Annotated in this window: 18 protein-coding genes; 4 read left to right on the forward strand and 14 right to left on the reverse strand. The window is 37.8% G+C overall.

Translation table 11 applies throughout. The features are described from left to right. Window positions 1–102 precede the first annotated feature (102 nt). Window positions 103–624 (forward strand): HdeD family acid-resistance protein, encoded by a 522-nt coding sequence (locus ACEPSS_RS01215; protein WP_395319445.1) that lies wholly within the window; start codon window positions 103–105, stop codon window positions 622–624. An 82-nt stretch (window positions 625–706) separates the two neighbouring features. Beyond that, entirely contained in the window at window positions 707–1,654 is a 948-nt protein-coding gene (locus tag ACEPSS_RS01220; protein ID WP_395319447.1) for an NmrA family NAD(P)-binding protein, read from the forward strand. 50 nt (window positions 1,655–1,704) lie between these two features. Here the strand turns inward: ACEPSS_RS01220 and ACEPSS_RS01225 are convergent, their stop codons facing one another. Further along, window positions 1,705–3,507 (reverse strand): C39 family peptidase, encoded by a 1,803-nt coding sequence (locus ACEPSS_RS01225; protein ID WP_395319449.1) that lies wholly within the window; start codon window positions 3,505–3,507, stop codon window positions 1,705–1,707. A gap of 221 nt (window positions 3,508–3,728) precedes the next feature. On the opposite strand from ACEPSS_RS01225, the gene ACEPSS_RS01230 reads away from it, so the two are divergent. After that, entirely contained in the window at window positions 3,729–5,501 is a 1,773-nt protein-coding gene (locus ACEPSS_RS01230) for a glucosaminidase domain-containing protein (protein ID WP_395319451.1), read from the forward strand. Window positions 5,502–5,612: 111 nt separating this feature from the next. Here the strand turns inward: ACEPSS_RS01230 and ACEPSS_RS01235 are convergent, their stop codons facing one another. The 9 genes from ACEPSS_RS01235 to ACEPSS_RS01275 all read right to left on the reverse strand — a co-directional run bounded on the left by ACEPSS_RS01235 (window position 5,613) and on the right by ACEPSS_RS01275 (window position 15,902). Further along, window positions 5,613–7,277, reverse strand: coding sequence for an NlpC/P60 family protein (locus ACEPSS_RS01235; RefSeq protein WP_395319452.1), 1,665 nt, complete (start codon window positions 7,275–7,277; stop codon window positions 5,613–5,615). Between the two features lie 116 nt (window positions 7,278–7,393). Then, window positions 7,394–8,914 (reverse strand): NlpC/P60 family protein, encoded by a 1,521-nt coding sequence (locus ACEPSS_RS01240; RefSeq protein WP_395319454.1) that lies wholly within the window; start codon window positions 8,912–8,914, stop codon window positions 7,394–7,396. 166 nt (window positions 8,915–9,080) lie between these two features. Then, window positions 9,081–10,562 (reverse strand): glutamate/gamma-aminobutyrate family transporter YjeM, encoded by a 1,482-nt coding sequence (yjeM, locus tag ACEPSS_RS01245; protein ID WP_395319456.1) that lies wholly within the window; start codon window positions 10,560–10,562, stop codon window positions 9,081–9,083. Between the two features lie 33 nt (window positions 10,563–10,595). After that, window positions 10,596–11,123: a methylated-DNA--[protein]-cysteine S-methyltransferase gene (locus ACEPSS_RS01250; protein WP_395319458.1), complete on the reverse strand. Its 528-nt coding sequence runs from the start codon at window positions 11,121–11,123 to the stop codon at window positions 10,596–10,598. A gap of 34 nt (window positions 11,124–11,157) precedes the next feature. Beyond that, the gene (locus ACEPSS_RS01255; RefSeq protein WP_395319460.1) at window positions 11,158–12,945 is read right to left on the reverse strand and encodes an MFS transporter; all 1,788 of its coding nucleotides are present in this window, start codon (window positions 12,943–12,945) and stop codon (window positions 11,158–11,160) included. 102 nt (window positions 12,946–13,047) lie between these two features. Next, window positions 13,048–13,269: a hypothetical protein gene (locus ACEPSS_RS01260; RefSeq protein ID WP_395319461.1), complete on the reverse strand. Its 222-nt coding sequence runs from the start codon at window positions 13,267–13,269 to the stop codon at window positions 13,048–13,050. 15 nt (window positions 13,270–13,284) lie between these two features. Continuing rightward, window positions 13,285–13,890 (reverse strand): nitroreductase family protein, encoded by a 606-nt coding sequence (locus tag ACEPSS_RS01265; protein WP_395319463.1) that lies wholly within the window; start codon window positions 13,888–13,890, stop codon window positions 13,285–13,287. A 9-nt stretch (window positions 13,891–13,899) separates the two neighbouring features. Then, window positions 13,900–14,892: an NAD(P)-dependent oxidoreductase gene (locus ACEPSS_RS01270; protein ID WP_395319465.1), complete on the reverse strand. Its 993-nt coding sequence runs from the start codon at window positions 14,890–14,892 to the stop codon at window positions 13,900–13,902. 11 nt (window positions 14,893–14,903) lie between these two features. Continuing rightward, window positions 14,904–15,902, reverse strand: coding sequence for an NAD(P)-dependent oxidoreductase (locus tag ACEPSS_RS01275; RefSeq protein WP_395319467.1), 999 nt, complete (start codon window positions 15,900–15,902; stop codon window positions 14,904–14,906). Window positions 15,903–16,066: 164 nt separating this feature from the next. On the opposite strand from ACEPSS_RS01275, the gene ACEPSS_RS01280 reads away from it, so the two are divergent. Then, complete coding sequence (locus ACEPSS_RS01280; protein WP_395319469.1) at window positions 16,067–17,086, forward strand: acyltransferase; 1,020 nt, start codon at window positions 16,067–16,069, stop codon at window positions 17,084–17,086. 37 nt (window positions 17,087–17,123) lie between these two features. Here the strand turns inward: ACEPSS_RS01280 and ACEPSS_RS01285 are convergent, their stop codons facing one another. From ACEPSS_RS01285 to ACEPSS_RS01300, 4 genes are all read right to left on the reverse strand, one after another. Beyond that, window positions 17,124–18,179, reverse strand: coding sequence for a hypothetical protein (locus ACEPSS_RS01285; protein WP_395319471.1), 1,056 nt, complete (start codon window positions 18,177–18,179; stop codon window positions 17,124–17,126). A gap of 94 nt (window positions 18,180–18,273) precedes the next feature. Next, window positions 18,274–18,933: a sugar transferase gene (locus tag ACEPSS_RS01290; RefSeq protein WP_395319472.1), complete on the reverse strand. Its 660-nt coding sequence runs from the start codon at window positions 18,931–18,933 to the stop codon at window positions 18,274–18,276. Between the two features lie 177 nt (window positions 18,934–19,110). Then, on the reverse strand, window positions 19,111–20,178 hold the full coding sequence (locus tag ACEPSS_RS01295) for a glycosyltransferase (RefSeq protein ID WP_395319474.1): 1,068 nt from the start codon (window positions 20,176–20,178) through the stop codon (window positions 19,111–19,113). 18 nt (window positions 20,179–20,196) lie between these two features. Continuing rightward, window positions 20,197–21,165, reverse strand: a complete 969-nt coding sequence (locus ACEPSS_RS01300; RefSeq protein WP_395319476.1) for a glycosyltransferase family 2 protein — start codon at window positions 21,163–21,165, stop codon at window positions 20,197–20,199. Window positions 21,166–21,297: the final 132 nt, after the last annotated feature.

Consider the following 21,297-nt stretch of genomic DNA (forward strand, 5'->3'; position numbering starts at 1 on the left):
CTTAATTTTACTATACAAAATTCTAAAATTCATTAAAGGTTGGTAAAATCGGACTGTGCTATAATTAAGATTGTATTAAGACAACTCATAGGAGGAATAGATATGTTTAGTTCAGAAAGAAAATTTGATCCCTTTACTTTAGTAATCGGAATCATTTTTGCTGCCATGTCAGTAATCGTGGCTCGCAATCCCGTTGGTTCATTAAAAACTTTAATCTTCATCATTGCCTTTGCCTTAGTCTTTGAAGGAGTTTTCAAACTTTTTGATGTAACCATGATTGATAAAGCACTCGGTCTTAACCCTACTTGGTTAATCATTAGTGCGGTGCTTGACATCGTCTTAGGTGGTTTAATTTTTGCCAAACCAGAACTTGGTGCAGCTTACATCTGGATTATGTTAGCCCTTTGGTTCATCTTTGATTCACTCTTTGAACTTTGGATTAGCCGTTACGTTCGTCAAGAAAGTAAAGGTTACTTCTGGTTTAACGTAATTCTTGGTGTAATTGGCGTATTCCTTGGAATCGTACTCTTATTAAACCCAGGAATGGCTGTGGGTGTTGGTTTATTCTTACTTTCATTCTACTTTATGTTCTTCGGTATTTTACTTATCGTGCGTTCATTCTAAACTAGTATTTTTTTTAAAGGTGTGGAATTCTTTCCGCGCCTTTTTTTGTGCTAAAATTATCACAAAAGGAGATATTACACTTATGAAATATGCTGTTACTGTGGCAACCGGCCACTTTGGTGAACGAGTTGTCTTAAAATTACTTACGCTAGTCTCATTTAATGACATTGTGGTGATCGCTCGCGATGTTGAAAAAGCCAAGCAAATGTATCCCACGGCGGTCGAAATTCGCCAAGGTGATTATGATGATGAAAAAATGATGGAAAAAGCTTTTGCTGGAATTGACCGGGTTTTATTCGTCTCTTCGCAACCAAATGCCCGTCACCCCCGCCTTGCACAACACCAAAATGTGGTGACGGCAGCGGCTAATGCTGGCGTTAAGTACCTAGCTTATACCAGTTTTCCTCATGCCGATACTAGTGATGCTCCGTTGGCTAAAGATCATCGGGCTACGGAAAAAATGATTATTGATGCCCGGATTCCCCATTCATTTCTTCGCAATAATTGGTACTTAGAAAACGAACTTCCCCTAATCAAAGCGGCTCAAGCGGGTGAACCCTTTATTTATGCCACTGGTGAAGAAACCGTTGGTTGGGCTGAAGAGATCTTTTATGCCGAAGGTGCCGCTAAAGTTATGACCATGTTGGAACAAGATCCGCTGGAAGTCTACGAATTTCACGGCGCCCAACATACTTACAAAGAATTAGCCAAAGCCATTCAAGAAGCAACTGGAAAAACCTTCCCCGTTCAAGCCGTTGACTTAGCACAATATCAAGCTGACTTAGCCAAGACCGACCTTGATGCTGCGCAAATCAACTTTAAAGTCGCCATGCAAAAGTTAATTGCTAGCGGTGCTTTAAACGAACGCGTGGCCAAAAAAGACGTCGCCTTTGGAATGACGCATGAACAAATTTTAGAAAATAACATCAATAACGAAAATGCCCTCGAAAACGTTCTCGGGATGCCATTACCTAGCTTATCAGCACAAGTTAAAGATTTATTGGCCAATAAACCCAAGTATTTAATTTAAATTTTTGCATACAAAAAGACTGGAAGCTATTTTCCAGTCTTTTTAATTTGCTAATTAATTACCAAGTTCATGCTACGTGGTGTACTCCAACCAACTGCTTGTGTGTTGGCATTAACATATGCCCATGTACTTGTTGGAATCCAGTATTCTTTTTGAGAATAAGCATATGGATCACTAATCAAGAATTGACCATCTGAGTAACCAACAATCGCCATTACATGGAAATCATTTTGATTGTATAAGTTCCAATCAATGTTGGCCCAAGTTACGACTGCATGGCCGTTTCGCAATTCATTAATTATTCCATCAACTCCAGCGCCAGTAATGTCTTGAATTCCAGGAACCATTCCAGCTAAATTATTTGCCATCGCACTGGCAAATACCGTTTGTACTTTATAAGCTGAGCCACCCCATGGGTTTCCATAAAAACCATTGTATGGGGTTAAATTCCAACCATAGCCAATTGTGTTATAGAGATCAGCCAAATTGTAATAACGACCAAGTACCGAAGCCGCAATTTGAAGTGAAGCCCCTTCACAACCTTCTGGCATTCCTTGGTTCAATTGTGAATACCATTGATGATTTAAGCTAATATCGTCCATTTGACCATTTTCGTTGAAGTATGCATTACCATAACCAATGTTTTCCCAAGTATTCGTAACTTTTAAATAACTACTAGGGTCAAAGTAGTAAACTGCATTTGCCCAATCAGCCAAACCAGTTACAATACGACCATCATTACCAAACATGTACCAATCGCCCCATTGGGATTGCACGTAGTCGTTAGTAACCTTCAAGTAAGTTCTCGGATCAAAATCATAGTAGGTTCCAGCCCAGGCAGTCACACCACTCACAATTTTTCCATCGTCGCCAAACATGTACCAGTCACCCCATTGGGATTTCACATAGTCATTAGTAACTTTTAAATAAGTCGTTGGATCAAAATCATAGTAGGTCCCTTGCCAAGGGGTTACTCCGGTTACAATTTTTCCATCGTCGCCAAACATGTACCAGTCACCCCATTGGGATTTCACATAGTCATTAGTGACTTTTAGATAAGTGCTTGAATCAAAATCGTAGTAAGTTCCTGTCCAAGGAGTTACACCCGTCACAATTTTCCCGTCAGCCCCAAACATGTACCAATCACCCCATTGGGATTGCACATAGTTGTTTTTAACTAGGTTATGATCATTATCAAAATCATAGTAAGTTCCATCAATGTTATGAACTCCAGTTACTAATTGACCAGCTTGCGTATATTGGGTGTGATCCGCATTCCAACCATCTTGTTGTGGTGCATCAGCAGCTAAAACTTTAGTTTGGCTGTTGTCATCATCAGTTTTAACTGACTCAGTAGCTGATGTATTATCATTTTTAGTAGCAGCTTGAACATCATCATTCTTCGTTTCAGAAGCATTTGATTTTACCGTTTCAGCTGCATTAGCAGTTTTATCGGCTTGTTTTTGGGTGGCATCACTAGTTGAATTAGCAACTTGTTTTGATTCATCATTTTTAACCGTTGCATCCGCCTGATTATTTGTAACCTTTGTATTAGCGGTATCTATATCGGCTGTGGCATTAACAGACTTAGTCGGCTGGTCAGTCGCTTGAGTCTTTGCCGTACCGTCAGTATTACCTTGAACGTTATCAGCGACTTGTGAAGCAACTGTAGGATTAGTTTTCTCAGAAACCGTTGTTTCCGTTTGAACCGTTTTAGTTCCCGTTGCTGCGGTAGCATCGGCATGAACTGCGACATTTGCCCCAACTAAACTAAGAAAAACCGTTCCCGCAATTAACCAGAGTTTTCCAGCTTTGTACAATTTGAAACGTTGCTTTAAATCTTGTGAATTCATCTTTTTTCTCCATTATAAATTAACTTGTCAATTAAATAATAACATATCTAGTTTAGTTAAATTAATCTCTTTGCGATAATTTCGCATCCTACTAGGCTTTTTTTAATCTAACTGTAATCAAAAAAAGATTAAGTTTATATTATAATTTAGGTATTAGCATATAATAAATAAATTTAACTAAATTAAAATCATAATTATTACATATTAAAAGGAGCAATTAAATGAAAGCACAACCTAATGTGAAAACCAGATTTAAACTATATAAAGCTGGAAAAATGTGGCTAATCGCCGGAACAACCTTCTTAGCCTTAGCTGGTCTAGGGAACGCAGCCGTTCATGCGGATGATACAACTACTAACAGTAGTAAATCAGTACCAGTTGATCAACCTGCGCAAACGACAGCTGCCCCAACTATTACCACCACAGCAGACTCAACTGCTACAAGTGATGCTACTCAAGTAAAAAATGACAACGTGGTAACTGTTAAGGCAACTGATACAACTACTACTGATAAACAAGCTCCTGCTACTCCTGCACCAAATACCAATGTAGCTAATGACAGTAAAGTGGCTGATAATTCTAACGATAATAATGTTAAAGCAGCAACTGATAATTCTAATCAAAAATCAGATGCAAACGTTACTCCCAAAGATGCAACCACAACTAAATCTGACGTTGCAGAAACTAAGGATACTAATACTTCAGCAACCCCTACTAAAGATACAGCTGAAACTAAAACCACTAGTGATGCCAAAGCTACTACTCAAGCCAATGATTCTAACAATGATGCTGCTAAAGCAGATGATGACAATCAAACTAAAGTATTGGCTGCTGACGCACCACAACAAGATGGTTGGAATGCGGACCACACACAATATACGCAAGCTGGTCAATTATTAACCGGAGTTCATAACATTGAAGGAACTTACTATGATTTCGATAATGACCATAACATAGTTAAAAATAACTATGTGCAATCCCAATGGGGACTTTGGTACATGTTTGGTAATGACGGTAAAATTGCTACCAAAGTAACACCATGGGCAGGTACTTATTATTACTTTGATCCAGAAACTTATCTTCGTGTTGATAATAACTATGTCCAATCTCAATGGGGCGACTGGTATATGTTTGGTAACGATGGCCGCATTGTTAGTGGTGTGACTGCTTGGGCTGGCTCATACTATGACTTTGACCCCGAAACTTATCTTCGCGTTGACAACAACTATGTCCAATCACAATGGGGCGACTGGTACATGTTTGGTAACGACGGTCGCATTGTTAGTGGTGTAACTCCTTGGGAAGGCACTTACTATTACTTTGATCCGGTCACTTACCTTCGCGTTGATAACCAATATGTGCAATCCCAATGGGGAACTTGGTACATTTTCGGTAACGATGGTCAAATTGTAAAAGGTTACCACGAATTAAATGGCCAACAATACTTCTTTGATTTAAATAATTATCAAATGGTTAAAGAACACTGGGCAAACACTGGAAACGAATGGCGTTACTTTGACGGAAATGGTCAAGTAACTTCAACTGATTTTGTGACTTCAATTGCCAATGGTGCCATTCAAACTTGGTATGATTACGGTGTGCTTCCTAGTGTTTCCATTGCTCAAGCAATTCTAGAAAGTAACTGGGGAAATGCAGCTCCCGGTAACAACCTTTTCGGAATCAAAGGTTCATATAATGGTCAATCACAACTACTTTGGACTTGGGAAGTATATAATGGTCAACCTGTTCATATCCAAGATTATTTCCGGGCCTATCCTTCTGTAAATGAAAGTGTCCAAGATCATGGTAGCTTCCTCTACGAAAACTCTCGTTATAATAATCTTTTAGGTGATCGTGATTACGCTTCTGTATGTTACAAATTACATGATGATGGTTATGCAACTGATCCTAGTTATGCCAATGCCCTCATCAACGTTATCCATGCTAGTGGCCTAAACGAATTTGACGAAGGTTTAGGTAATCCCAATATTTAAAAATTAAATTAGCTAAAAGTCGACTGAATGTCAAAAATTCAGCCGGCTTTTTTCGTTTCCAAACTAAAAAGAACTCGCCAACTGGCGAGTTCTTTTAATTAGTTATTTCATTTAGAAATTTAAAACTCTTGCGTAAAAGGTTGGATAAGTATTTCCAAAATCAGAAACGTTTTCAACCACAATTCCGTTTCCTTGTGCATCAAGCATCTTACCGTTTCCTAAGTAGATTCCAACTTGTGTCATATTATTTATATTATAGTTAGAACCATCATCATAAGTTTGAGAGAAGAATACCAAGTCACCACGACGAGCTTCGCTAGCATTGATTGGCGTAGCCGCATAGTATTGTTGTTCAGAAAGTCTTGGCAATTGAACTCCTGCTACACCATATGCGTATTGCACTAATCCTGAACAATCAAAACCAGTTTGCGGAGTGTTTCCGCCTTGAACATAAGATTGACCTAAGAATTGGGCCGCCGTTTGGATGGCCAATGTTGCTTTCGCATCTGCCGTTAAATCAAATGGATTTTGTGCCCATGACATTAGCCGACCACTGTTATCAAAGTAATAGTAATAGCCATTCACATTTTTAACTGTATTAGTCACTTTTAAATAACTTGATGGGTCAAAGTAATAAGTTGAACCGGCCCAATCAGCTAAACCACTAACGATTTTACCGTCATCACCAAAGAGATACCAATCACCCCACTGTGATTGAACGTAGTCATTGGTGACTTTCAAATATGTCACGGGATCAAAATCATAGTAAGTACCTTCCCATGGAGTCACTCCACTAACAATTCGACCATCATCGCCAAACATGTACCAATCGCCCCATTGGGATTTAACGTAGTCATTGGTAACTTTCAAATATGTCACGGGGTCAAAATCATAGTAAGTGCCGGCCCAGGGTGTTACTCCACTAACAATTCGACCATCATCACCAAACATATAATAATCGCCCCACTGTGCCGGAACGTAGTCATTGGTGACTTTCAAATATGTCACGGGATCAAAGTAATAATAAGTTCCGGCCCAAGGTGTTACTTTGGTAGCAATCTTACCGTCATTACCAAACATGTACCAATCGCCCCATTGGGATTGAACATAGTCATCTTTAACCAAATTATGATTACTATCAAAATCATAGTAAGTACCATCAATTTTTTGCACACCCGTGACTAATTTTCCATCTTGCGTATATTGTGTGTGATCAGCATTCCAGCCACTAGTAGGTACAGCAGCTAAAACTTGGGTTTGGTCATTATCATCAGACTTGGTTGCTGGAGCATTTTGTTTGTCATTCTTAGTATCAGTTTTACTTTCAGCTGGAGTTGTATTGTCAGTTTTGGTTGCATCTGAAACTTTAGAATGCGTAACCACTTGATTATCAGCTAAGTCAGTATGTGATTGCTTATCAGTGGCTACTTCTGCCTTAGTAGAGGTAGCTTCCTTGTTTTCACTAGCTGGCTGATTGTCATGATTTTCTGTTTTTGGTGCTTGCGTATCGGTTTCATGATCCGTAGCAACTGTCTTATCATCCTTCGTTTCTGCCTGAGCAGGTTGTGCATCTGTACTAGTAGTTGCAGCTGGTTCTGCTGGTGTCGTGGCTACTGCTGTTTGATTACTAGCTGGATTAGTGGTTTGCGTACTATCAGCATGAACGGCTAACCCACTCATTCCTGCTAATGCAAAGAAAACCGTCGCAGCGACTACCCATGTCTTGCCTGCTTTATAAAGCTTAAATCTTTTTTTCTCGCTCGCATTAAAGTCCATATGGTCCTCCATAAAATTATCAAAATATTAATCTAATTGTAATAATTTTAACTTTTATAACTAAAAAATACAATCAAAAAAAGAACCACAATTTAAAATTGTGATTCTCGCATTTTTTAAAGATTTAAGTAACGACCATACACAGCAGGGTAATATGCTGCTAGTTGGCTAACTCGGTGAACCCCGATTCCAACTCCAGCAACTTGTGCATCAATCATTAAACCATTGCCAATGTAAAGTCCGGTATGAATAATGCTACCGCCCTCACTGAAAAAGACCAAATCTCCTTTTTGTGCTTGACCAGCAGAAATTGGAGTTGAATTGTAGTATTGATCAGCAGCTGTTCTTGGGATTGACACTCCTACTTGGCCCATTGCATATTGGGTTAAACCAGAACAATCAAATCCAGAACTTGGGTTATTTCCACCCCAAGCATAGCCCCAACCAGAAAATTGGCTAGCCACATTTTCAACCGCTTGTGCTTTTTGCGTATCAGAAACTGCATCTAAAACACCATCACCATTGAAGTGGGCATGCCCAATGGCTGTATCGCGCCAATCGTTGGTAACTTTCGTGTAAGTATTTTCATCAAAGTAATACTTGCTTCCGTTCCAGTCAGTTAAGCCCGTCACAATGCGGCCGTCATTACCAAACATGTACCAGTTTCCCCATTGAGATTGCACATAATTATTATCTACGCGTAGGTAAGTATTTGGATCAAAGTAATAGTACGTTCCCGCCCATGGGGTTACACCACTGACGATGCGACCATCGTTACCGAACATGTACCAATCGCCCCATTGGGATTGGACATAGTTGTTATCAACCCGTAGGTAAGTTTCTGGATCAAAATCGTAATAAGAACCAGCATATTGGGTTACGCCAGTTACAATTCGACCATCATTTCCAAAAAGATATGATAATCCCCATTGAGATTGCACATAGTTATTGGTTACCATATTGTGATTTTCGTCAAAATAGTAATAAGTTCCATCAATGTTTTGGACACCAGTCACTGCTTGACCGCCACGAGTGTATTGCGTATGATCAGCATTCCAACCATCTTGTTGGTTATCTGCTGCTAAAATCATAGTTTGCGTTTGCTCATTTGCCTGATTATCAGTTTTGACTGCTGTATCAGTTGCTTGCTTGTCAGAATTATCAGCTACCTTAGGAGTCTGATTATCATCAGTTGTTTTTGCAGTAGTATCAGTTGCTTTAACCGGTTTATCACTAGTAGCTGACGTGTCTTTAGCTACATCAGCAGTTGCTTTTTCGTCTGTTTTAGGTGCTTCAGTTACTGGAGTCACCTTGTTTTCAGCTTTAGAATCATCTTTAGTGGTTTCAGTAGTTGTATTTGTTACTGCTTTTTCAGCAGTATCAGTTTGTGAAGTTACAGTTGTAGTAGCTTCACTTGGTTCACTAGTATCAGGAGTTTTATCTTCCGTCGTTTGATTAGCTGCAGGTTGAACTTGTTCTGTTGTGGCGTTTGCCGAGGTTGCTTGGTTAGTATCAGCGTGAACGGCCATCCCACCAAATCCAGCAAAAGCAAAGAACGCAATTCCCGCAACTAGCCAGTTTTTACCGGCTTTGTACATCTTAAATCTTGTTTTTTTCAAATTTTGGTTGAACTTCATAAATCCTCCAGATCAATCATTATGTATTTTTTATCGTTTAATTTTATTTTTTATTAAAAAGTCTATGCCTTTCATTATAAGCTATTTCACAAAAAATCATATTACAGTTAAATTAAAATTCAATATCAAAAAGCCTTTGAATTTTTATTCAAAGGCTTTTAATCAGTTATTTATTTACTTTTTCGTAATGTTGGTAACTCAACAAGGCAACACTTGCAAAGATAATTGGCCCCACAATCATCCATACGGTGTTCATCAATTGACCCTGTAAAACTGGTGCAATTAGCGTAAAGATGATGGCTAAGCCAACCGTCAATAAGACCACCACTGAAGCAATTTGGGCCGAACGTTCCTTTTTAAAGAAGGTAAACGGACGGGCCACGTTATTTTTCTTTCTAAATTGCATGTAGGCGTAGGCAATGAATAAATATGGCAATGACATTGCCACGTTGGTCATCGAAATCACAATTTGGAAGAAGACTTTGGCATTCTTTCCCCCAAACGAAACCAACAGGATAAAGGCAATTACGAGTAAAGCTTGAACTTTCATGGCATTCACCGGTAATTCGTGTTTCGTTTTCCGGATTAATTTAGGCCATAACTTTTCGGGCGTTCCTTCCACCAATTGTTTGATTGGCGAAAAAATAACCGTCGTAAAAGCCCCTGTTAACGCTAAAAACATCGAAAACCCAATGTAACGGGCTGTCCAAAGCCCCATTTCGGTAGCCACGTGGTGAGAAAAGTTCAGAGCCAACCCTAATTGATAACCAAAATTGTTCATCGCAATAAAGGCTTCATTTCCCAAGTTAACGTGGGAACCGTTAGCCGCGTTGAAAACTTCATTCCAGTTCGTAAACATTCCGGTCACAAAGATTCCCAAACAATAAACCAAGGTAATCATAATCGCACTAATTGCGACTCCCCGTGGAAAAGTTTTTTGGGGATTTTTGGTTTGATCCACTAAACCACTAATAATTTCAATTCCCCCAAAGGCAAAGACCGCAAACACTGAAAAGCTCAATGTCCCAATCATGCTGGCATACTCGGGATCAGGAGATTTGAAGAAGCTTGCAAAACTCAAAGGTTGTAAAGGATGACCGTTCAAAATTAAAATCACGGTTCCCCCCACAATTAAAATGAAACTTGCCAACAGCATGGCTGACCCACCAATTGAAGTGATTAATTTAAATTTGCTGAGGCCCCGACTAGCAATAAACGTAATCACAATTACTAATAAGGAAGCTAAAATTCCTAACGTTTGGACATCGTTCATGCCCAACAAATGCCATGTTTGCGTTTTATCAACCCCAAAGATAGCGGTTGAGATGGGAATCCAAATAATCGAGCTGGTATTTAGCATCCACGAAATAAAGGAGGTATACCACATCACAATTCCAACAAAGGCGTACTTGGGACTAACGGATTCTGACATCCACGTGTAAATTCCCCCCTTGGCATTGGGAAAAGCCGACCCCATCTCAGCGACCATAAAGGCAAACGGTAAAAAGAAACAAAGGGCCGCAATCACGTACCAGATAATCGCCGCATACCCCATTAAATAGAAGGCTCGTGGAATATTGACGAAGTTAAAAATCGACGTAAACACCATCAATACCAAGGAAAGCAAAGTTAGTTGCCGTTTTTTCATAATATTAAAGTTCCTCTCAAAGTTACAGATTAGTTATGCTTTTTTAATTAATTCTTTCAACTCGGTTTTAGGTTTGCTTTCAACTTCACGCAAATAAGCATCAATCTGCGCATCAGTTCTAAATCCCGTGGCTTGTCCCCGGTTAACAACCCGATGCATGGGAACCGCTAGCCAAACGGGACAGACTTGCATGGCACTAACCACGGCAGTCGTTGGTAACTGAAGTTGCGTAGCTAAATCAGCTAAACTTGCCGTTTTGCCGTAGGGAATTTGCTGAATTTGCTGCCAAACCGCTCTTTGTTGCTCATCACTATCTTCAAAATCAGCCAACGGAAACGCCAACGTATCACGCTTTCCTTTTAAATACTTTTTCAGTGCTTTGCGATAGTGATCCGTTGCTCGATGAGCATGTACATATTCAAATTGTGCTAGGGGATAAAAATCTAAGATTTGGGAAACTCCGACTTCCGGAGAACTCACAAAATTCAAGCCTTGATCAGTGACGGTATAAAACACTTTTTGTCCGTTCACATTGATGGCATCCCAATAAATTCTTTGCATGCTTCCACTTCCCCTTTCGCTTTACCGATAACTCTTATTTTAGCATAATTTTGGGTCTCGTTTTGCCATTAATTAAACGTTTAAATCCTTGATAAATTAGATAAACAGCAAGTCCTAACCAGCTCATTAACGAAACGAAGATTGCTAATTTTACGTACATCGGCGCCTGATAGCTAACTAATAGCCGATTTTTTCCTGCTTGAGCGGGAACATAAATTCCCCCAATTTGCGAAAGTTGGTAATTTTTTAAGGGCTGTCCGTTTAAATTTAATTGGGTATCATGATAAGCCACCAGCGGAATCATCGTCAACCGTGACTGCGGACTATCCCATTGAATCAGCACCTTCCCACCATGTTGGGGGTGCTTCACAAACTGACTTTCATTATAAGTAATTTGCTTTTTGTACTGACTTTGTAAATCCCGTGGTTGTCGAAAATGCGTGTGGTTGGGCAAATAATCGGTATTGGCCCGAATCGAATCGCGTAACGGGGCTCCTAAATCTGGTCCCTGAAAATCACGCCGAATTCCTTCATTACTGACCTGTTTGGGGTAATAACCGTAAGGCAGTAAATGTTGTGCATAGACGCCCGCTTGCGGCGCTAGATTGTGAGCTTGCCAGTTATTCGTTAATTGATGTTGGACGTTCCCCATTCCAATTAAAACGGCCGTTAGGGCTAATAGACCAACTCCTGCTAGATAAATGTTCTTCACCACCGGAAAACGGACTTGTTGCATAAATTGATTAATTGACAATAAGAATCCCGTTAACAATAAAAGCGCAGCCACAGCATAAAAACGCGAGGGAAATTGCAAAAAGTCGCGAAAAATTGGCACATGTTTGCCAATTTGATCCCACGGAAAATATTCAGATGAAAGGCCGAAAAAGAATAATCCAATCGTCGTCAACATCACATTGGGATTGCTCCGATTTAAGTTAAATAAAATAAAAATGATTTGGGCTGTAATGATAATGATGAAAACAAAGCCGACGCCGCCCTGCATGAGCGTCTGATCAACGAGCTGCATCCCACCGCTTTGCAACGATTGGACCCGAAATGGTGCAATTAAATGATTATGACCAAAAACATCGAAAAAAGCGGCAAAGTAATTAGCCGTTAACAGTAACGTGAGTCCCACGTTGAGCCCAATTTTCTGTAAATAGGCTCCCTTAGCTTGCGAACGATAAACTCCGACCAAGAAAAACAGAATCAACAATAAGACGGTAATGACCGCACTTAAAATATGCATTTCAATTAAAATGGCAACCACTAAGGCCAACGAAACGTGAATTTGTTTGGCTGAACCACTTAATAAATCTAGCCCAACCAGTACCGCAAACGGAAGCATCATCGAACCCCAGTCTAAAAAGGCCGTGCTCGTCAACCAATAGGTAATAAAATTTTGAGAAAGAAAGAGAATCGCTCCTGCTGTGGCTAAATAATAATTGATTTTTAAACGCCGAAAAAGCAGATAGGCACCAATTCCCGCACTAAATAACAAAATAAAGGCAGAAACTAGTTGGAAATTGACCCAACTATGCGTCAAAAATAAAAGTAATCCTAACAGATATGCCATGTAAGGTCCATAAACGGCATTCACAATCTGCCCTGATTGGCAGTAACCAAAATTAGCCATAAAATAGCTAAAGCGTCCGGTTTGAAATTGCATGGCAGTCTCGTAAATTCGATTAAAGTGAAAAAAGGTATCGTAACCCACAATTACATCCCCGGAACGGGCTTGAATTGCAAGCAAACTAAAAACAGCAATTAAAATTACGCCAATTGCCCACCAATTCTTTTGGTTTTTTATCGCTTTTTTCACTTCATCCGCCCCGTTTTCTCCTGAGTTAATAACATTAATATTCTACACTAAAAAAATACCCAACTCCATGAAATTTGGAATTAGATATCTTACTGTAATCTATTAATCTTTTAGTAACTTACGTCGTTTCAAAACATAATAACAAACCACGATTCCATAAGGAATGTAAATCATTAAAGCGACAATCGCTAAAACAATCACTAACATAGTCGTCGTTTTTTGGATAAAGTAAGCCGCAATTAAGATTACAAATAGTGGCGTAATCACAAAATTAGCAAACTTCCGTAATTTTAATAATTTTTGATCAATTGCTTCGACCGTCATCTGCTTTCACCTACTTTATTGAAATAGTTTAAAGCGCCCTTCGTCTTCAATAAAATCCTTCTCTTTAGGAGCACCTTCAATTGAGCCAAAGTTCATTTCCGCACGTAATTGCCAACTACTTGGGACCTGAAAGACGGCCTTTACTCCCGCACTAATGAGCGGATTGTAGTGTTGGATATTAACGCCTAAACCATTTTCTTCCAACCCCGTCCAAACCGCAAATTGGGCATTCCCTTGGGCTTGTTCGGACCAATTGTACTCATCATATTGGTATGTCGCCAACTTAGGATTATCCGCATAGGCTTTAACAACATCCATATCTGTAAAGAATAAGATTGAACCGAAAGCATTTTTAAAGGTTTCCATTTTGGCTTTCGTTCGTAAAAAGGCATCCGGTGCTAAATTATCTTGTAACGCAGCTGACGTTAAATCCCAGAGTTGATCGTGTTGTTCATTAAAAAGTACCACGGCTCTGACTGGCTGACTGTTAAAAGCGGATGGAGTATACCGAACAATTCCCTTAATGTATTCGTATAGTTCAGCTTGAGGAATTGCGACGTTTTTACCTAACGTCAAAATCGTCCGGCGCTTTTTCATTAAATCTAATAATTGTGTGTTCATGTTAACCTCTTATTTAACTTGATTTTTGGTTTGTCCCGTAGTGATGGCTTCATGGAAGTTGGCAAAACTAATCCGAATCATATCTTCCGTTGCTGGTTCCGTAAAGTAACCCATGTGGGGAGTAATCAGTACGTTGGGGTAGTGTTTCATGAGTTCCAATAAAGCTTGATCACCTAAATCGTCTAGACTATCAAATTGTTTTCCATTTATTTCACTACTATGGGTAATCACATCGGCCGCATAACCACCCAAATTACCATAGTCCAAGGCCTCCGTAACTGCGGCAACATCAACTAACGGACCGCGAGCCGTGTTTACCAAAATCGCAGTTGGTTTCATATGTTCAATCTCCGTAGCCCCAATCATCAAGTCATTGACACCGGGAAAATATGGGACATGAATCGAAACGATGTCGGATTCCTTTAATAAAGTTGTTTCATCCACAAACTTCACGTCGGGATTATCATTAGGATGACGTTGATACCCTAAAACTTTGGCCCCTAACGCATGGTATAAATGTGCTTCAGCAGAACCCATGTGACCAACCCCAATAATTCCGACCGTTAACTGATTAATTTCGGGGGCAAAATAACTGGGAAGAATCCGAAAATCACCACCATGGGTATTGACCGTGGCATTAGCAACGTGGCGCATTAAATCAAGTCCCATCGTCATCGCTAATTCACCCACGGAATAAGCGGAATAACTAGGTACGCGCGCGACCATAATTCCAGCTGCTGCGGCCGCTGGCAAATCGATGTTATCGTAACCCACAAATCGGGTAAAACAGTACTTAACGCCCGCATCCTTTAAAGCAGCCATTAAAGCTGAATTGGCATCCGTGGCGCCATCAATCAATACTCCCACTGAACCAGTTGCGGTCGTAACATTTGCCACTGAAAGGGGTTCGGTGATTAATTGCAGTTCAAAATGATCTTGGTTTAATTTTTGATACAATGGCTTTTCGAAGTCTTTGACACTATATGCGGTAATTTTAGTCATTACTCTGCCTCTTATCGTTTAACGGGATGCACTGGTTCCCCGGTTTTAATGGTACTTTCAAAGTTTTCAAAACTGGTACTAATCATGTCAGTCACAGCTGGAATCGTGAAAAAGCCCATGTGGGGTGTCACAATTACGTTCGGATAGTTCTTCATTAAGTCTTTGTCAATTTGATTAGGAACATCATCTAAAGTATCAAATTGTTTGTCCATCACATTTTGTTCATCAAGAAGGACATCGGTTCCGTAACCACCAATTTTGAAGTCGCGGACTGCTTGCGCTACGGCTTCATTGTCAACTACTGCCCCACGAGCAGTGTTAACTAGGATGGCGGTTGCTTTCATTTTAGCTAATTCTGGAGCCCCAACTAAGTTATCAGTTTGACCAGGAATGTAAGGCACGTGAATAGAAACGATATCGGATTCTTTTAATAACGTATCCATATCCACAAATTCAACGGCATCATTATCAGGATCAGGATGACGTTGGAAAGCTAAGGTTCTCGCACCAAGCGCTTTGTAGATTCGAGCTTCTGCCGTTCCAATGCTTCCAGCCCCAATGATTCCGACCGTGGCATTGTGAATTTCGTTGGCAAAGTATTCGGGTAAAATCCGGAAATCTCCCATGTGAGTATTGTAAGTAGCGGGAGCCACATGCCGGAAGAGCGTCGTTCCTAAAATGAAGGCTAGTTCAGCCACAGCTCGTGGTGAATAATTGGGTACATTTGCGACTTTAATCCCTAATTTATCGGCGGCGGCAAAATCATAACGATCAACGCCGACAGAACGACTGTAAACTAATTTGATTCCGTAACTGGCAAATTTTTCTAAAACAACTTTTCCAGTATCGTCACCACCACTTACTAAAACAGCATTTGATCCTTTGGCCTTATCCGCATTTTCTGGATTTAAGCGTTCTGCAACTAAGTTCAATTCAAAATTGTATTTATTTAATTTTTTAAAGAGTGGAACTTCCACTTCACGGACACTATATACTGTAATTTTAAACATCTTTTAATCCCCTAATTTTCTAATTTACCTCAATTATAGGTTAGATTTGGGCTGATTAGCAAGAATTAGGGGTGCTAGTCTGGTAAAAGTCCAAATGCAAACCCTCTCAAAAAATGCGATAATAGGGCTACTAAAACAATTAAACTGAAGGACGGGTTCCCAATATGAAAAAAAGATTAACCTACATTGACGTCATCAACATTGTGGCAATCTATGCCGTTTTAATGCTGCATTCTTCGCAATACCAGCTTCCCAACAACGTTGTGGTGAAAAATGGCCTCATTCAAGCCATTTTCATTCCTGCAGTCTACCTCTTCTTTATGAACTCAGGGGCAACTTTAATTGGATACCTGAAAAAGTATCCTACCAAGGTATTTTTTATTAAACGTTTCAAACGGGTCCTTATCCCGTTAATTTTTTGGAGTATCGCCTGGTACCTATTTGATACTAATTTTTATGCCTTTCCAGGACCAATTCCCCATCCACATCCTAGTATTTCCGACTTTTTGATTAGTTTTGCAAATAACAATATCTTTAATATTTTTTGGTTCTTTTATGCCATCATGCTGTTGTATTTAACGACCCCGATTTTGGCCTACCTAGCTGATAAATACCAAAATGTATTATTTTACATCGTTTGCTTGAACTTTTTGGGGAATTACTGCTTCAACTTTTTGGTTAGTTTAACTAAATATGCCCCACTTATGCCCCAAACGGCGCTCCAAGTCAATCCCTTTATTTCAACCTTCATTGGCTTCTTCATCATGGGTTATCTCATCAAGGTCAACTACTTTAATCAACGTCAGTTAACTTACTTAAAGATTGCTGGGCTAGTCAGTTTTATCGTCTTAGTCCTAGCAGCAGTCTTTAAGCTCAAACAAGATTTGATTAATTCACCTTTCCTCTTTCTCTACTGCGTTGGAATTTATATTTTTCTAAAACAGCTTACCGAAACCCACCAATTCTTCACTACTCATCAAGCCAGCTTGGCTAAGTTATCATCAGTTAGTTTAGGTATCTACATCTTGCATCCCCTCTTCTTTTTATGGTTTAAACTACTCATCCCAGTCGCACCCAACGGATTTGTTTATATTTGGCTCATGCCCTTAGTAACTTATCTAATTTGTGGAACAATTGTCTATCTCATGAAAAAAGTTAAACTTTTAAAAATTATCATGCCATAATAAAAAAGCATCCGACGTCGGATGCTTTTTAGTTACTTTAATTTGAAGGAGTAACCGTGGTTGGTGCATTTCCATTTGATTCAGGAGCAGGAGTAGATGGAGCATTTCCTTGCGAACTATTATCAGCTGGTTTCGGTTCTGGCTTAGCAGGAGCAGGATTATTGTTACTGCTAGAACCAGAATCATGATGTTCAGCTGGAGCAGCTGGTTGGTAATTGCTAGAACTACCAGAATCTGAGTTACTTCTAGCTGAATTATTTGAAATAGAAGAGTTACTTGATGAACTAGCTGCTGGAGTAGCTGGCTGACTAGTTGCGGCTGGCTTATTACTAGTGTCTGAAGTGTTTTCTGTATTCGTAGTAGTGGTATCATTCGCTACTGCTGGTGCCACAGTACTAGTAATAGCGCTAATCGCATTGCTAGTTTCTTTTGTGGCTTTAGTAGGCTTCGGTGTTTTGGTCTTTTCTTTCTTTGCCTTTGGTTTTGTATCGCTAGTTTTAGTACTTGTCTTTTTAGCTTTGTACTTACTCAAAACCACTTTATCATCATTAGCAGCTTTTAGTTTCTTGGCTTCTTTCACAATCCCTGCATAGAAAGTATTCGTTGCTAAATCATCATCAAAGATGCCTTCCAAAGTAACATTTGAAGCCGTAAATTCCTTTGCTTTGTTTTGGGCTAAAGCCCGGTTATAAATTTTTTCAAGCCGGGTTACATTCCCAGAAACTTGCTTAAGCACTTTCAATTCAACTTTGGCCCGACTTTCAAGGATTTCTGAACCTTGATTGTAGTTCATAACGTCATTAAAAGACTCGGAAGCCCCACTAAAGTCGTAATCTTTAAACTTGTTTTCGGCATCGACAAACTTACTAGTCTGACTCAATAAATTGTTAGCTTCCATTGAGTCAGGCTTAATTTTAGCTGCCTTTTGAAAATCAGTTTGCGCTGCATTGTATTGTTTGTTTTTAATTTCTGTCCGACCATTTTGCATACTAGTCTTATAGGTTGATGCATTAATCATCCGATTAGCAAAAAATCCCCCCGCTAATCCAACAATTATGATAATCCCAATCACATACCAGATCCATTTTTTCATTGATTAATTCCTCCTACATAATCCTTACGATACCTTGAGTATAGCATAATCAAAAAGTTGATACACTCACCTTGGCGAATATATCAACTTTCAATTAATATGCTGAATTAGGCTTAATCATCACCTTCACCGTTTCGAAGATGATTTTAATATCAAACGTAAAACTACTCTTTTGTATGTATTCCAAATCAAGTTTGACCATCCCATCAAAATCAGTATTGTTCCGTACTGTCGCTTGCCATAATCCCGTACAACCTGGTTTGACTAGTAAACGTTGCTTATCATAGTCAGTATATTCAGCAACTTCACTAGGAATTGGTGGCCGAGGTCCCACTAATGACATTTTACCCTGTAAGACGTTAAAGAGTTGGGGTAATTCATCTAAACTATACTTCCGAATGAATTTTCCGACCTTTGTAATCCGGGGATCATCCTTCATCTTAAACATGGCTCCATCTACTTCGTTTTGATCCATTAATTCCTGTAAATGCTTGTCAGCATCGGGAATCATGGAACGAAACTTGTACATATTAAAATGCACGCCATCTTTACCGACCCGTTCTTGCACGTAAAAAGCTTTTCCGTGAGAACCGTCGTGTCTTATTAGAATGCTTAATATGATAAATAAAGGACTTAATGCTACAATCCCTAACGAACTTAAAACCAAATCAGTCGTTCTTTTAAGTGCAAAATAAATTGGGCGATTTTGTACTTGGGCTTTATTTAACCAAACCTTTTGTTGTTGTTTTTCCAATTTAATCACCATTTAATCTTAATTATTTTAATCCAATAACCTTATAGTACCAAAAAAATAAACATTAAAAAAGGATTTTTGTCAATCTATGCAAAAAAGATTAACGAAAATTTAATTTTAAAAAACTCTCCTAAATTCTGTTTAGATAATTTAGGAGAGCTAACTTAGTAAATAATACTAATCTTTTATCCTTGAGTTGATTCCTTTTTCTAATAAATAAATAAATCTTTGATCATAATTATCATTATACAAAAATTCAATTGAATCTTTTATTTTTTTATTATTAAAATTAACTTCATATTTAATAAATTTTTTTAAATATTTAGATAGAATTTTATAATCACCTACAGGATATAAATAACCATTTACTCCATTTTTAATTAAATCTTCTGGACCAGTCTTACAATTAGTTGCAATCGCTGGTATACCATAACTCATACCTTCCGCAATTACCATTGGAAGACCTTCATAATTGGAATTTAATAATAAAGCATTTGCGTTTTCAATTTCATTAAATGGATTCTTACTCCACCCCTTTAAATTAACACGTTTAGATAGGCTCTTATCACTTGATATTATTTGTTCGGTTTCCAACATATCAGGACCTGATCCGTAAATATCGATGCTCCAATCTCCTTTTATTTCTGATAAACATTCTAAAAGACCTCGAAGATTTTTTTGACCATCTAAAACAATTCGACCAATATAAATAAATTTACAAGGATGAGATTCAGTAATTGTTTTAACTTCTCTCTGGATAGGGTTATATACAAGTCCAATCTTTGATGTAGATATTCCTAATGAAATCAATTCACGTTTAATACCAGTTGAAATTGCTAAATTATAATCCGCATATTTTAAATTGTTTATTTTATTTCCAATTCCTGGATCAATTGAAGAAACATGAATCCAAGATATAATTTTATAGCTTTTATTAAAAATTTTTCTTATTTTTTCAGCAAATTTAACTTGGATGGGACCTAAGCAAACTACTGCGTTTCCATCAAAACTAACTAAAAATTTAATTAAACGAATCGTATTTATAATCTTATTTTGTGATTTAGGATTGTCAATTTGAACAAAATCATTCATTTGGTCTAACATTTCTGAATACTCAGAATGTTTGAATAAAAAAACAGAAAAATCAAATTTATTTTTAAATTCTTTACTAGTAAATAGATGATTCAATACTGTTGTAATTCCACCAGGATCTAGATTAGTTAAAAAGGTTACTTTTTCTTTCATTAATTTATATCCTCCCAGCTATTTAGCGAATTGTTTTTTGTATAGTTTAATATATAAATTTGGTAAAAATCCTGCTATTCCTAATGCAATAGCATATTTTTTATTTAAAAATTTAAAATAATTAATTTTTAAATCAGATTTTAAAAAATTGTGTTGTTCTTTCGGTGTCCACTTATTATTCATTAAGATATTGCGATGAACAAAATACAAATCAATTCTTGCTTTAAAGCTGTCAAAATAATTAGGTACTTTTCCCCCTACACTAATGATCTCTTTTACATCATTAATGTATTTATGACATCTTTGTTCTAATTGTGGTTCAAAAGAATTAGTTATTGATCCATCACGCTTATAAATAATATATTCTGGTTTTTCAACGAAGCCAATTTCATTATAATTAATTTTCTTTAAATATTTTAAAACGAATAAGCTATCTTCAAAAAACTTTTTGTTTACAAAGCTAATTTTATTAGATCTAATTACTTGTAAATCATAAAGCTTATTCCAAGCCCCAACATCCATTTCTTTATTATCAACTAAATATTTTTCAATAAGATTATAATTACTAGTAGCATTTTTTAAAATTGATTCATTTTCCACTTCAATATTACCATTTTGTAAAACTTTTTTAATTCCAGCCACAACTAACTTGTTTCCATGAGATTTATTCATAACATTATTTATATAATCTTTATCATATTCATCATCATCATCAGAAAACATAACATATTTCCCATGAGCATTTTGCATACCATGATTTCTAGCTGCAGATAATCCACTATTTTGCTGTTTAACGCTAGTAACATTACTATAAATACTTGCATATTGATCAATGATTTCAATAGTTCCATCTTTTGAACCATCATCAACAATTATAATCTCAAAAGGATATTTTGTTTGTTGTTCCAAAATTGATTTAAAAGCACGTTCAATAGTTTTAGTAGAATTATATGTTGTCAATATAACGCTAACATCATAATTTTTCATAAACATACACCTTCAATTTTTTATTAATTAAGTCCTCACACTCAATATGATTTAGCCTGTTTTATATAATAATTAATTTTCTTTATATTATTATTTATTAATTTTAAAATTTAATTAACAAAGGGGAATTGA

The sequence above is a fragment of the Fructilactobacillus frigidiflavus genome (assembly GCF_044054575.1).
Taxonomy (GTDB): Bacteria; Bacillota; Bacilli; order Lactobacillales; family Lactobacillaceae; genus Fructilactobacillus; species Fructilactobacillus frigidiflavus.

What these genes read in the sequence shown, in the direction of transcription:
- ACEPSS_RS01230 (WP_395319451.1), top strand. Translation starts at nt 3,729, where the DNA reads ATGAAAGCACAACCTAATGTGAAAACCAGATTTAAACTATATAAAGCT.
- ACEPSS_RS01235 (WP_395319452.1), bottom strand. Translation starts at nt 7,277, where the DNA reads ATGGACTTTAATGCGAGCGAGAAAAAAAGATTTAAGCTTTATAAAGCA.
- ACEPSS_RS01270 (WP_395319465.1), bottom strand. Translation starts at nt 14,892, where the DNA reads ATGACTAAAATTACCGCATATAGTGTCAAAGACTTCGAAAAGCCATTG.
- ACEPSS_RS01275 (WP_395319467.1), bottom strand. Translation starts at nt 15,902, where the DNA reads ATGTTTAAAATTACAGTATATAGTGTCCGTGAAGTGGAAGTTCCACTC.
- ACEPSS_RS01300 (WP_395319476.1), bottom strand. Translation starts at nt 21,165, where the DNA reads ATGAAAAATTATGATGTTAGCGTTATATTGACAACATATAATTCTACT.
- ACEPSS_RS01260 (WP_395319461.1), bottom strand. Translation starts at nt 13,269, where the DNA reads ATGACGGTCGAAGCAATTGATCAAAAATTATTAAAATTACGGAAGTTT.
- ACEPSS_RS01250 (WP_395319458.1), bottom strand. Translation starts at nt 11,123, where the DNA reads ATGCAAAGAATTTATTGGGATGCCATCAATGTGAACGGACAAAAAGTG.
- ACEPSS_RS01220 (WP_395319447.1), top strand. Translation starts at nt 707, where the DNA reads ATGAAATATGCTGTTACTGTGGCAACCGGCCACTTTGGTGAACGAGTT.
- ACEPSS_RS01240 (WP_395319454.1), bottom strand. Translation starts at nt 8,914, where the DNA reads ATGAAGTTCAACCAAAATTTGAAAAAAACAAGATTTAAGATGTACAAA.
- ACEPSS_RS01285 (WP_395319471.1), bottom strand. Translation starts at nt 18,179, where the DNA reads ATGAAAAAATGGATCTGGTATGTGATTGGGATTATCATAATTGTTGGA.
- yjeM (WP_395319456.1), bottom strand. Translation starts at nt 10,562, where the DNA reads ATGAAAAAACGGCAACTAACTTTGCTTTCCTTGGTATTGATGGTGTTT.
- ACEPSS_RS01225 (WP_395319449.1), bottom strand. Translation starts at nt 3,507, where the DNA reads ATGAATTCACAAGATTTAAAGCAACGTTTCAAATTGTACAAAGCTGGA.
- ACEPSS_RS01265 (WP_395319463.1), bottom strand. Translation starts at nt 13,890, where the DNA reads ATGAACACACAATTATTAGATTTAATGAAAAAGCGCCGGACGATTTTG.
- ACEPSS_RS01295 (WP_395319474.1), bottom strand. Translation starts at nt 20,178, where the DNA reads ATGAAAGAAAAAGTAACCTTTTTAACTAATCTAGATCCTGGTGGAATT.
- ACEPSS_RS01215 (WP_395319445.1), top strand. Translation starts at nt 103, where the DNA reads ATGTTTAGTTCAGAAAGAAAATTTGATCCCTTTACTTTAGTAATCGGA.
- ACEPSS_RS01280 (WP_395319469.1), top strand. Translation starts at nt 16,067, where the DNA reads ATGAAAAAAAGATTAACCTACATTGACGTCATCAACATTGTGGCAATC.